The 13,148-nt window shown below is 40.4% G+C and carries 8 protein-coding genes; all 8 read left to right on the forward strand.

What is annotated here, in order from left to right; translation table 11 throughout:
• Positions 1-475 precede the first annotated feature (475 nt).
• The 8 genes from Q0L00_RS17505 to Q0L00_RS17540 all read left to right on the forward strand — a co-directional run bounded on the left by Q0L00_RS17505 (position 476) and on the right by Q0L00_RS17540 (position 13,145).
• A complete protein-coding gene (locus tag Q0L00_RS17505) occupies positions 476-1,117 on the forward strand; it encodes a sigma-70 family RNA polymerase sigma factor (protein WP_297338190.1) in 642 nt (213 codons plus the stop codon).
• Positions 1,114-2,172, forward strand: a complete 1,059-nt coding sequence (locus Q0L00_RS17510; protein WP_297338191.1) for a FecR family protein — start codon at positions 1,114-1,116, stop codon at positions 2,170-2,172. Before Q0L00_RS17505 ends, Q0L00_RS17510 begins: the two co-directional genes overlap by 4 nt.
• A 154-nt stretch (positions 2,173-2,326) precedes the next feature.
• Entirely contained in the window at positions 2,327-5,794 is a 3,468-nt protein-coding gene (locus Q0L00_RS17515; protein ID WP_297338192.1) for a TonB-dependent receptor, read from the forward strand.
• An 11-nt stretch (positions 5,795-5,805) separates the two neighbouring features.
• Positions 5,806-7,296, forward strand: a complete 1,491-nt coding sequence (locus tag Q0L00_RS17520) for a RagB/SusD family nutrient uptake outer membrane protein (RefSeq protein ID WP_297338193.1) — start codon at positions 5,806-5,808, stop codon at positions 7,294-7,296.
• 26 nt (positions 7,297-7,322) lie between these two features.
• Positions 7,323-9,551 carry a hypothetical protein gene (locus Q0L00_RS17525; RefSeq protein ID WP_297338194.1) on the forward strand — a complete coding sequence of 743 codons (2,229 nt, stop codon included), beginning with the start codon at positions 7,323-7,325 and terminating at the stop codon, positions 9,549-9,551.
• Positions 9,548-10,408 carry a LamG-like jellyroll fold domain-containing protein gene (locus tag Q0L00_RS17530; protein ID WP_297338195.1) on the forward strand — a complete coding sequence of 287 codons (861 nt, stop codon included), beginning with the start codon at positions 9,548-9,550 and terminating at the stop codon, positions 10,406-10,408. The genes Q0L00_RS17525 and Q0L00_RS17530 overlap by 4 nt, the downstream gene beginning before the upstream one ends.
• Positions 10,405-11,859, forward strand: coding sequence for a sulfatase (locus tag Q0L00_RS17535; protein WP_297338196.1), 1,455 nt, complete (start codon positions 10,405-10,407; stop codon positions 11,857-11,859). Before Q0L00_RS17530 ends, Q0L00_RS17535 begins: the two co-directional genes overlap by 4 nt.
• A 95-nt stretch (positions 11,860-11,954) precedes the next feature.
• Complete coding sequence (locus Q0L00_RS17540; RefSeq protein WP_297338197.1) at positions 11,955-13,145, forward strand: Gfo/Idh/MocA family oxidoreductase; 1,191 nt, start codon at positions 11,955-11,957, stop codon at positions 13,143-13,145.
• Positions 13,146-13,148 lie beyond the last annotated feature (3 nt).

A 13,148-nucleotide genomic window follows, 5' to 3' on the forward strand; every position in this document is an offset into this window, starting at 1 on the left:
ACGTGTTTGAGTTTCCGGTGGCCCGATCGTATCAGCTGCCCGGAAGGATCCATGAATTTACAGCAGTGTTTAGTCTGTTTGGCAGAGACGAACGGGAAAAGCGGGATATTTTGCCGATTTGGTAATTTAGATTGAAATTCATCCATATTCTATATTTTTTGGCTTCAATGAAGAAGGAGACCGTTTTTCTTTTTAATCTCGTTTTTAATTAATTCTCTTGTTTGAAGAATACAGATCCTACCATCCTATCAATATTGTTTTTTTGTCTAAAAGAGTTGGGTATGGTACGGGGGCTAAAATTGATTATTATTTTTATAAAATAGGAATTCTTAATTTGAAAGAAATCCAAATACAACGCTATTAAAATGTTGAAATTCCCAATTTTATACTGATATAGTTTTTTTTCTTGAAATGATTGGGGTCTTTTTCTAAAATTCACTCTCTTGGTAGTATAGAGGCTTACCTACCCTCCATTATGAACAATAAACCCAATAGAACCACCGAAAATTTGGAAGTGATGTATCGTCATCAGGAGACGGTCAAGCTCTTTGCTTCAAAAAATGATGCTGAGATTTGGGCTGCTTTTAATCGCGGTGATGAAATGGCATTTAATTATCTGTTTCGAATCTATACTCCTTTATTATTTCGTTATGGATGCCAGTTTCGGGTGGAGCAGCATTTGGTTCAGGATGCAATACAAAACTTATTTATCTACTTGAGGAGAAAAAGAGGAGCACTTTCGGAAGTACATTCCATTAAGGGGTATTTATTCCGAAGTCTTCAACGAGAACTGCTAAAGCAAATAAAACTGGATCAAAATAAAGTAAGATTGGGTGATTTTGAACTTGAGGGGCTTTTTCCAATTCAAACATCGGTAGAAAATACCCTTATCGAGTCAGAAGTGACTGAGGAGCAAGAAAAAATGTTGAAAGTAGGGATGGAAAACTTGACCCCAAGGCAGCGACAGGCGATTTTACTGCTATATGAAGAGGGAATGAGTTATAAAGAAATTGCTGAGATAATGGATTTTTCAGAGGCAAAATCTGCTCGAAAGTTAGTTTATCGTGCACTAGCAACTTTAAGGTCCCTGATGACTGGTGATCAACAAAAGAAATGAACCTGAATATAGAAAATATGAAATATGATGAATATCAGTTGGAAGATTTTTTAACTGATGAATTTTTCATCGAATGGGTGAAAAATCCCAATGAGAACAATACCCACTTTTGGGAGAGATGGATAGCTGAGCATTCGGAAAAAAGAGAATTGGTAGTCCAAGCTAGCAATTGGATTAAGAGATTCAATTATGCTAATTCAGTCGAATTGAGTGATCGGGACTATGTGGAAATCTTTGAAAATGTGGTCAGGTTGGAACCAAAAAAGGACCACAATCATATCCAATCCAAGCAGTCAATTCGCACTTGGTTTCTTTCCTTTCGCCAGGTCGCAGCATTACTTGTTTTTGGGCTTTTTATAGGCTGGCTATGGATGGACTGGGGTTCTTCAAGGCAAGTGCCTGAGAAAATGGAAACCGTGGCCGAGCTGGTAAAAAGAAATACTCCTTTAGGGGCTAAATCCACTTTTATTTTAGAGGATGGCTCAAAGATCTATTTAAATGCAGGCAGTGAAATTGAGTTTCCCAAATCTTTTCCGAAGGAAGAGCGGAAGGTTTACCTAAAAGGTGAAGCTTTTTTTGAAATAAAACAGGAAAGTAGACCTTTTATAGTCAGTACCGACCAGGTAGAAGTGAAAGTGCTAGGGACCTCATTTAATGTGAAAGAAAGCAGTCAGGGGAGATTATCGGTTGCCTTAGTTAGCGGAAAGGTTAAAATAAATGATCGAAATGGTAACCAACTCATGTTGGAGCCCAATGAGATGATGACTTTCACTCAACAAGGAGAATTTTTTAAAAGCGGTTTTGATCCTCTGGAGGTAGCGGGCTGGAAAGATAAAATGCTAGTATTCAAAAACAGCTCAATCTATCAGGTCAAAGAGAAACTGGAGTCTTGGTATGGAGTGAAGGTGAATTTACGAGGAATTTATCCTTCAACTTGGGCTTATTCTGGTGTTTATCAGGATGAAAGTCTTGAAAATGTACTTCAGGGGATTTCAAAAACTTCTAGTATTCAAGTCACCTTAGAAGGGAAAAATGCAACAATTATCCATCAATAAACCCAATTAATTATGAAAATTAAAGATTACGACAGCAGCTAATTAAAAAAGCAGCCTTTCTAGGAAAAGCTGCTTTACGCTTGCCTGACAGAATTGCGACCTCTACAGGCAAGTGGTCAAGTCCTAATCAATAAACTTTAACCATTACAATAGTATGAAAAAACCACTACTGAGGCAACTTATTATGCTGTCCAAAAGACTCTTATACGCCTTTACCATTCAATTGATTTTTTGTTCTGTATTGCTCGCCAATTCAGGCAATGCGCAAAGAAAAACCATTGATCAGGTACAGGTTTCGGTAAACGCACATGAAGTGGCCCTGAGCCATGTGTTTGGTCAAATTGAGCGGCAGACCGACTTTCGGTTCACCTATAATCCAAATGCGGTTCCGCTGAAACAATTGGTCAATTTAAACATTGAGCAAGGGACTGTTTATCAGGTTTTAGAAGGCCTAATTCGGCAGACAGATCTTTCTTTTGTTCAAATAAATAACAATATCCACGTCAAACCTTTAGTAAAAAGTGATGAGGGAATTTCTATTCAGGAAGTTCTTTTTGTTGATATTAAAGGGAAAGTGACCGACCCATCTGGTCAGGTTTTGCCTGGCGTTACAGTGATCATTGAGGGAACTACAACCGGAACGGTAACCGATGTGGATGGGAATTACAGTATTTCAGCATCAGAGGGTGATGTACTGGTTTTTAGTTTTGTAGGTTTTGAGTCCCGTAAGGTAACCGTAGGGAATCAAACAGTGATTGATGTGCAAATGACCGAAGATGCTCAAGCCTTGGAAGAGGTGGTGGTAGTGGGGTATGGAACACAAAAGCGAAAAAATTTGACCGGGAGCATCAGTTCGATTGATCAAAAATCTTTAAAAGAGTTTCCTGTTTCTTCTGTAGAGCAAGCTCTTCAGGGAAATGCCGCTGGGGTTTTGGTTTCCCAAACGGGCGGATCACCGGGAGCTGCGGTATCTGTACGAGTTCGAGGAGTTGGCTCTATTAATGGGTCGGTGGAACCTCTCTACGTGATTGACGGTGTCCCTGTCGAAAATGCGGCTTTTGGGGGGAGTGGAGATGCAACTAATCCTCAACCGGGAAATTCTCCATTGGCCATGTTGAATCCTGGGGATATTGAAAGTATAGAAGTACTTAAGGATGCTTCAGCAACAGCAATTTATGGGGCCAGGGGAGCAAATGGAGTTGTATTAATTACCACAAAAAGAGGTGAATCGGGCAAATCAACAGTCACCTATGATGGGTATGTGGGTCTTCAAGAACCCACAAATACATTTGATGTGCTGAATGCCAGGGAGTACATGGAACTTCAAAATGAGTTTGCTTTAAATGACAATGAGGAGATTCCTTATCCAAACATTGATCAAATTGTTTCACAAGTAGGGGAAGGAACAAATTGGCAAGAGGAATTTTATCGAGTTGCTGTTATCCAAAATCACCAACTTAGTGTCAGTGGGGGATCGGATAAAACAAAATTCTTTATTTCAGGAAACTATTTCAATCAGCAAGGAATAGTGCCTAATAACGGCTTTGAACGAATCAGTTTCAGAACTAATCTGGACCACCAGATAAGCAATAAGTTTACAACTGGATTCAGCCTGACACTCTCTAATTTTAAAAACAACAACCTTCCTGGCGGAGGGGCTGGTGCAAGTCCCTTAAGAAATGTGTTAACCTACAGTCCTCTTGTTCCAGTTAGAAATGAGGAGGGACTTTTTGAGGATTTTATAGATCCTAATTCCGGGGCATTTATCAGCAATCCCATTGGAATGGTAAATGAAGTGACCAATACGACCAATACCTTTAGGCCAATTGGAAATTTGTATCTGGATTATTTTATCACAGAAAACATCAAGTTTAAAACTAGTCTTGGATTGGACTTTCGTTTTCAAAATGGAGAGTTTTACCTCCCTCGCACAGTCCAACGTGGTCGCGAACTTGGGGGTAGAGCTGCAATATCCTATGATAACCGGACTAATTCAGTTTGGGAAAATACGCTCAACTATACTAAGGTCATTAATAATAAACACCAATTTGACTTATTGCTGGGACAAATGGTACAAACCTCCAGTCGCACGAGCCGAAGTTTTGGAGCGCAAAATTTTCCAAATGATGTCCTCGGGTCAAATGTGATTGAAAATGCCGAAGTGTTTGAACGACCCAGCTCTAACATTATCAAATGGGCAATTATCTCCTACCTGGGAAGAATCAATTATGGGTTTGATGATCGATACTTAGTTACGCTTACGATGAGAGCTGATGGATCTTCCCGGTTTGGGATAAATAAAAGGTTTGGATATTTTCCTTCTGGAGCCTTTGCTTGGCGATTCATCAATGAGGATTTCATTTCAACTAATGGAATCTTAAGTGATGGAAAACTTAGGGTTTCATACGGAGTAAATGGAAATCAAGATGGAATTGGTGCCTATGATCGATTTGCTCGACTTGCTTCTAGAGATTTTGCCTATGCCATTGGTGAGGGGAATTCCTTTGTTCAAGGATTCGCACCAGTTTCTATTGCCAATGTGAATTTAGGTTGGGAAGAAACTCGGCAATTAAATATTGGAGCTAATATTGGCTTATGGAATAATCGAGTCAGTCTTGAAGCCGATTACTTTATAAAAAATACTTCCGACTTACTTTTCGCTGTCCCACTTCCTACCTCAGCTTTTGTGGGTTCGGATGTGATCAGAAATATTGGAGAACTCAGAAACTCAGGTTTTGAATTTTTGATCAATTCAGACCTGATCCAAAAGCAAGATTTTAACTGGAATGTAAATTTTAATATCTCCACTATTTCAAATGAAATCATATCGCTACCTAATGGAAATGATATTACTTACTTTAGTTTGCTTGGTGCCAGCAATATTGGAATACTCAGAGAAGGGGCATCTTTCCCCTCCTTTTATGGATGGATTGCCGAGGGGGTTTTTGCCAGTCAAGAAGAAGTAAATGATCATTTTTTTGTCAATGAATCCGGGGATCGAGTTTTAATACAGCCTAATGCGCAAGCCGGAGATGTTAAATACAGAGATATCTCCGGACCTGACGGGGTTCCTGATGGCCAGATCGGTACAGAGGACCGAACAATCATAGGATCTAGCCTTCCTAATTTATTTGGTGGTATCAGAAATCAATTGTCCTATAAAAATTTCACGCTAAGTTTTTTTATGAATTTCTCCGTGGGTAACGATGTGGTCAACTACAACAGATGGCAATTAGCCAATGTAAACAGGGGAATTAATCAGCTTGCCGAGGTTAAAGATAGGTGGACTCCACAGAATACTGATACCTCTATCCCTGCAGCAAGGGCTCAACGATCGGCTGAAAATGCGATAGACTCCAGGTTTATAGAAGACGGATCTTTCCTGAGATTAAGGGATGTAACAGTTAACTATCGATTGAATGGAAATACTCTTACTAAAATTGGAGCCCAAAGTGCAAATTTATACTTAAAGGGGAGTAATCTGTTGACTTTTACTCGATATAAAGGAATAGATCCAGAAGCTAACTCCTTCAATCCAAATAGCAGTAATCTTGCTGGAATTGAGGTCTCAGCCTATCCTATGGTAAGAATGTTTACCGCTGGAATCACTGTCCAATTTTAATTTCGATAACCATGAAAAACTCATATAAAAAACTAAGTATTCTATTTATTTTGATCAGTTGTCTTGCCTGTCATGACCTGTTGGATCAAAATCCTCAAATTAATTTTGCACCAGAAAATTACTTCTCAACCGAGAATGAATTGTTAACCGGCATAAATGCGACCTATGATCCCTTATCATCAGGTGGGGGTAGGAATAATTTGTATTGGGCAGGGCTACCACTTTTTTTAGATTTCTTGTCAGATGATACCCGTTTTGGGGGAGGAGGAGGCTTCGGTGAAGGCGAACGAGTGGAAATTACTGCCAATAACCCATTTGTCCGGAGAGCCTACTTGGGTTATTTTGAAATTGTCAATCGGGCTAACTTAATGTTGGAAAATATTCCCAATGTTAATTTGGCGGAAGACCGAAGGAATCGATACACAGCAGAAGTTAGGTTTTTGAGAGCCTTTGCAAATTATCATTTAACGATTTTGTGGGGAGATGTCCCATTGAGAACCTCCTCAATCAAAACTTTTGAGGATGGACCTATAGGGGCTAGCAGTCAGGAAGAAATTTTTCAGTCTATCAGCGAGGATCTAGAATTTGCAAAGACCCATCTCCCCTGGACTTATGAAGCAGAAGATCTTGGGAGGGCTTCAAAGGGAGCCGCATGGATGCTAGAGGCAAAAATGCACCTTTTTAGAAAGAATTGGTCAGATGCCATTTTAGCCTTGGAACAATTGATAAACGGGGAAGAAAGTCCACATCATCTAGTCCCAAATTACAGAGATGTTTTTCGGGTTGAATTCAAAAACCATCCCGAGCATATTTTTAGTGCTCGGTTTGCAGGGGGGATGCAAGCCCAAAACGAAGGTTTCATCCTGGAGGAAAGGTATGGTCCGCCGAATAATCTTGCTCCCGAAGGTTTTTTGCCGGGTAATTCCAATGCGATCGCCCGGCCCACCTATGATGATGGGAATACGCCCTATGTGGGTGGCCTCATTAACGAATATCTGGCGTTTAAAGACCCACGACTGATCCATGCCTATGTCAACTTTAGCGAGGGAGATCCGGCAAATTATTTCTGCGATAAGTTTAGAGATACCTCAGAGCATGTTCCTGGCAATGCCAGTACGATTTTTCCAATTTTCAGATTTGCAGATGCTTTGTTAATGTACGCCGAAGCATTAAACGAGCAAAATAATGGACCCAATCTGCAAGCTTATCAGGCAATCAATCAAGTTAGAATGAGAGCTAATTTAGATGCACCTCTTGAAAATCAACTCGATCCATTAGCCGGATTGGATTATCAATCATTTAAAGAAGCAGTTTATCATGAACGGAGAATGGAATTGGCCCATGAAGGGCATCGATGGATTGATTTGGTACGAACTGGTCAAATGGAGGTAGTAATGGGGGCTCATCTGCAAAGATCTATTGAGCCGTTTCGTACCATTTGGCCTATCCCAAATGATGAAATAGATGCAAATCCACAGATGACGCAAAACCCAGGGTATTGATTTTATTTAATCAGGCATTTTTGGAAATGTTCAAGAAAATCGTTTTGACAGGATGGTGTTGTTTGGGGCTTTATGTTGGAGAAATTAAGGCCCAGCACTATGATCTAAAGACTCATGTTGGCCTTTTGGAAAAAGGGCCCGCAGCGGCATATGTTGAGAATTTCTGGGAAAAGTTTGCTGAAAATGACAAAGCTAATTTTCCAGGGTGGGAATCTATGGATTCGAGAGGGGAATTGGTTTCCCCTTTAAATAAGTTCAATCAGGTTTCTTTTAGGATCGAGTCTTCAGCAGATTGGGCAGATCAAAGAGACTGGATTAAATCCCAATTTCAAAAGTGGATTTTAGGAAGTTTGCCCAATGATCCACCGTACTTTGAATACGAGATTTTAAAGGACTCCTTGGCTCCAAATCAGGTTCGCCATCAACTTGTACTGTTGAAATTTGGACCTGATAGGAAGGCCCGGATGCACTTCAAGTTGTTTATTCCGCCAGCAGAGAAACCACTTCCGGTGTTTATGACACAATGGACCCACGAGAGATGGGCTTACATTGCGGTCAGAAGGGGATATATCGGTTGTGTTTATGCAGGCGCGGATTCAAGAGACGATACAAAAAATTATCGGGAGATCTATCCTGAAAATGATTTTAGTTTATTGATGACAAGAGCATGGGGGGCGATGCGAGTAGTAGATTACCTGCATACGCGCTCTGAGGTAGATACCACTAAAATTGCGATCACTGGACATTCTCGAAATGGCAAGCAGGCTCTGATAGCAGCTGCTTTTGATGAGCGAATAGATGCAGTTTTAGCCAGTACTGGAGCTATTGGAGGAGGTTTGCCTTATCGATTTACAGATTCCAAGTTTGATTCTGAATCTATAGAGGATGTATTTGCAAACTTTCCGGATTGGTTTCATCCCCGTCTTCTCTATTTCATGGGGAATGAAGATAAATTACCAGTTGATCAACATCATCTGGCCGCTCTTGTTGCTCCGAGGTCCTTGGCTTTTGCAAGTGGATATTTAGAAGCGACATCCAATATGGTAGGGCTCGAACAACTGGTAAAAAAGCTAGGCCCTGTTTATGAATTATTGGGAGAGGAACCTGAGGAAAAATTAGGCTTATTGACAAGAAACGGCTTGCATGGTATTGCCGCAAGGGACGTTGAACGATATGTGGATTTTTTTGATCGAACATTTGGAATTAAGGAGGTTGCCAATCCGCTGACTTCATACTATGGCTTTGATAGCTCAAAAGAAAGTTCGATAAGTGTTCAAGAGTCAATACCAGTACTTAAGGATTTAATGAACTCCACTGGAGAGGAGAGGGAATTGTATACTCAAAAACTAAAAAGCTATCTTGGAGAGGAGCCTCCTGGAATAAAAAATAAGGGTCCAGGCGATTTATCACTTACTCGAAATTATGAGGATTGGGTGGCTAAGTTAATGGCAGCCCAAGATAAAATCGAAGGAAATGGTATCGGTAAAATGCTCATCTGTCCCTATAATTCTATGGGAGATTATCTTTTTGCCAACTTATATTATCCTGAAAATTCGGTAAAAGAAAACCAAAAAATTCCAGTGGTCATTTTTCTTCATACTTATTCAACTGCCACAGGATTTAGATGGAGAATCGCTCCTTTTATTCAATCCTTGGTACAAGAAGGTGTGGCGGTTTTGGCCTTTGATCAAATTGGGTTTGGGACTAGGATGGAAGAGGGGACTCCATTTGAACAACGCTATCCCACTTGGAGTAGAATGGGTAAAATGGTTTCTGACGTCAAAGGGGGAATGGATGCATTGGAGAATTTTTCCTTTATAGATGCTCATCAAATCTATTTAGCTGGAAATAATATGGGAAGCCAACTAGCAGTGATTACATCGGCCCTTGATTCTAGGGTAAAGGGGTTCATGGCCTATGGAGGTTTAGGTTCATTACAGCACAATGATCATTTATTATCGGAGTTAACTCATGAGTTTGGTTTGATTCCTGCCTTAAAAAAGGTGGATGCAGGACTTTCCTTGGATTGGCCTTTTATTTTGACTTTGAATAAAGAAAAGAAGATTTTACTCATTGATCCTAAGTATGATCGGCACAATCGGCTGGGAAGGGAGGGTTTTAATTTAGTATTTGAGTATCTCGAAAAAAATGCCCTTTATTTTAATAGAGTTCAACCTGCGGATTGGAATCGGTTTAGAGAGCACCAGCAGATCCAAGCAGCCCATTTAATGTTACAATTAATCAAGCATTCATGAGTCTCAAATGTTCCCTCTTTATTTGGTTTATTTTGCATGCAAGCTTGAAGGAAGTAAATGCTCAACGGATTGATCGCAATCGAAGCGTTTATTCAAACTTGGTTGCCCTATGGGATTTTGACAAGCCAATCCAGAAAGGCTGGAATTCAAGTATCTCCAAGAACCATTTTTTAGCTTTTGGGGGGATGCCGGTAGATCAAGTTTTTGATTCAGATTTGAAGCGAAAAGTAGCAGATTTTAAGGATAGTACTTGGTTGAAACTGCCAAGAGAAAATTTAGGTGAACTCAATATTTTTGGGAAAGATGCAAAACTCACGGTTATGGCTTTAGTCAACAAGAGGTCTGAAAAAACTTGGCAAGCCATAGCAGGGGTTTGGGATGAAAGCAGAAGCAAAAGACAATATTATATGTTTTTGAATGCTTCGTCTAAAACTCATCAAGATGAAATGAAGCGGTACCCTAGTCAAGGAAGACTTCATGGTCATATTTCGGCTTTGGGAGGAAAAACTCCGGGTGAAGTGGCTTGGATTTCATACGCCAGTTCCAAGGAGTCAATTCCAGAAAAAACCTGGGTTTGGATAAGTATGACCTATGATGGAAAAGAAATTAAGGTATATGTCAATGGGAAGCTTGACAAGGACCCATTAACCAATCCATTTAACTATGAAGCGGGAATATATGATGGAGGAGTTGATGGTGCTGATTTTACAGTAGGAGCCAATTCAGTGGCTAATAGGATGACAAACCAATTCATTGGAAGAATGGCATATTTGGCTGTGTTTAAAAAGGATCTGACGGGAAAAGAAATTCAAGGATTTCAAGAAAATTTGTTTTCAATCCAACAGGATGATAGATGAAAGTACAAATCGATATCATTTACTTCTTATTTCTTTGGAGTGTCAGCACAATGGTTTCGGGCTGTAGTAAGCAAACTGGCAAGGATCAAGCACCTAATATTATTCTCATTTACACAGATGACTTGGGTTATGGTGATATTTCGCCTTTTGCCGATAAAGCTACGGTTACTCCGAATCTCGAAGAACTTGCCAAAAATGGAGTTACATTAACCAATTTCTATGTAGCTTCTTCGGTTTGCTCACCTTCCAGAGCATCACTATTGACCGCTTCTTACCCGATCCGGGTCGGTGTACCAAAAGTTTTGGCACCCCATGGAATATCCTGGGCAAAGGATAGCTGGAGGACTGGACTGAACCCGGATGAAGAGACGCTAGCCGAGCTCCTCAAGGAACAAGGGTATAGAACAGCTTTATTTGGAAAATGGCATTTGGGACATGCTAAAGAACAATTGCCAACGGCGCATGGCTTTGATGAGTTTTTTGGAATCCCCTATTCTAACGACATGATTCCCTCGGTAAACCCATCCTATCCACCACTCCCGCTCATTGAAAACCTATCTGTCATCGAGGAAAATCCAGATCAACGATTTTTCACCAAAAGATTTACAGAGAAAACGATTGAGAATATTTCTAAAAATAAAAATACACCCTTCTTTATCCTTTTAACCCATCCTTTACCCCATATTCCTTTGAGTACTTCACCAGAGTTTGAAAACAAAACGAATGAGGGAATTTACCAGGATGTCATCCAGGAAATCGATTGGTCAGTTGGCCAAATCAAGAGCAAACTTCAAGAGTTGGGCTTGGAAGAAAATACTATTTTGATTTTTACTTCGGATAATGGGCCTTGGCTGGCCTATCAATCGCATGCCGGTTCGGCAGGAAATCTCCGAGAAGGGAAAAACACGGTATTTGAAGGCGGGCATAAAGTGCCGATTATTATCTCTTGGCCGGATCAATTGCCCAAAGGCAAGAAGCTGCATGGTTTAGTAACAAATATGGATTTACTACCTACACTAGTCTCCTGGGTAGGCGGGACAAAACCTAAATTGGAAATTGATGGACTCTCGGTAAGTGATTATTTAAAGGGTATTTCAGATCAATCTCCAAGAGAGGAATTTTTATACTTCCATAATGAAAACTTAAGAGGACTAAGAGATGTCAGATATAAGCTTTTATTAGCTCATCGATATCAAAGACCTGCCGGTGATTCAATAAATCCCGGGCAACAAGACCGATTGGCGACTGATTCTATTCCTTTGTCTCTATTTGACCTGTGGGAAGACCCTGGAGAAAGAAATAATATCGCAGAGGACATGCCCGAAAAGGTAAAAGAACTTCTACAAAAAATGGAAAAAGGATATCAAAAGATCATGAAGGGGAAAAGAACTTCGGGAATTTATGAAGGTCCAGAGCCTCCAACGGGTAAGCTTTGGATTGATGATCATTGATTAGATAGATTGGGTTAATGTAGATTGAAAAGCAGATCCTTTAGGGTCTGTTTTTTTGCCTAAAAATCGTATGTTCAAGAAAAATTAAAAGCGTTTTGAAACGGAGAGATTTTATCCAAAAAGCGGGAGCAGTTGCGGTTGTTTCTAGTTTCCCGCTCGGAGTAGGAGCAAGTGTCCTAAAAACTAAACAAGCTGAAATTTTTAAGGTTGGGATCATCGGATATGGCGATCGGGGATCTGGACTTCACCGAGTGCTCAACGGTATGCCAGAAAAGTTTTCAGTCCGGGCAATTGCAGAGGTATTGCCTTTCCGGGCAGAAACTGCATCCAAAAATTATCCTCGAATACCCGTCTTTGAGGATTACCGAAGAATACTGGAGAACCAGGATATTGATACAGTAATAGTTGCCACACCCTTAAATGCTCATTTCGAACATGCCCAAGCAGCTTTGGAGGCTGGAAAAAACCTTTACTTGGAAAAGACCATGCTTTTTACTTTGGAAGAAATTGAGGCTTTCCAGAAGCTGGTGGAAAATTATCCTAAACAGACCATTCAAATCGGGCATCAGTATCGTTATTCTCCGATTTATTTTAAAGTAAAGGAATATATCCAAAAAGGATGGTTAGGTAAGGTGACTCAAGTTTCTGCACGTTGGGATAGAAATAACAGTTGGAGAAGACCGGTGCCCTCTCCAGAATTTGAGCGACAGGTTAATTGGCGGATGTATAAAGAATATTCTGGAGGATTGGTCGCGGAGCTTTTGTCCCATCAGATGGATTTCATTAATTGGGCTTTTGATACTGTTCCAGATCGGATCTATGGTACGGGAGGAATAGATTTTTTCAAAGATGGGCGAGAGACCTTCGACAATGTGCAGTTGACACTGCGTTATGATAAGATTGGAATGGTTGGTAGTTTTGGAGCTACCTGTGGAAATCAGCATGAGGGATATGTCTTTAAAATCAAGGGAACTGAAGGGACCATTTCGCTTTTGACCAATGAGGGGATTTTTTATCCAGAGCCACAAACAAAGGAGAAACTTCTGGAAGTAGATGGCGTATCAGGCGCAACTCCGATCACATGGACTCAAAACCGAAACGGGATCAATCTAGTCAACCAACCTACCAAAGACGGGACAATTTATGCGTTGGAAGATTTTTATCGTTGCTTAGTGGAAAAAACAGACCCTTTAAGCAATGTTCGTACCGGAGGCAATACAGCTAAACTTGTGGCATGGGCAAACCAGTCTATTTATGGTGGTGCAGTACTCTACAGTACGTTTTAATTG

Origin of the sequence: Algoriphagus sp., assembly GCF_024305035.1 — a bacterium.
Taxonomy (GTDB): domain Bacteria; phylum Bacteroidota; class Bacteroidia; order Cytophagales; family Cyclobacteriaceae; genus Algoriphagus.

Bases quoted from the DNA above. Each gene is read 5' to 3' on its own strand.
- Q0L00_RS17520 (WP_297338193.1), top strand. From the start codon at position 5,806: ATGAAAAACTCATATAAAAAACTAAGTATTCTATTTATTTTGATCAGT.
- Q0L00_RS17515 (WP_297338192.1), top strand. From the start codon at position 2,327: ATGAAAAAACCACTACTGAGGCAACTTATTATGCTGTCCAAAAGACTC.
- Q0L00_RS17510 (WP_297338191.1), top strand. From the start codon at position 1,114: ATGAACCTGAATATAGAAAATATGAAATATGATGAATATCAGTTGGAA.
- Q0L00_RS17525 (WP_297338194.1), top strand. From the start codon at position 7,323: ATGTTCAAGAAAATCGTTTTGACAGGATGGTGTTGTTTGGGGCTTTAT.
- Q0L00_RS17505 (WP_297338190.1), top strand. From the start codon at position 476: ATGAACAATAAACCCAATAGAACCACCGAAAATTTGGAAGTGATGTAT.
- Q0L00_RS17530 (WP_297338195.1), top strand. From the start codon at position 9,548: ATGAGTCTCAAATGTTCCCTCTTTATTTGGTTTATTTTGCATGCAAGC.
- Q0L00_RS17535 (WP_297338196.1), top strand. From the start codon at position 10,405: ATGAAAGTACAAATCGATATCATTTACTTCTTATTTCTTTGGAGTGTC.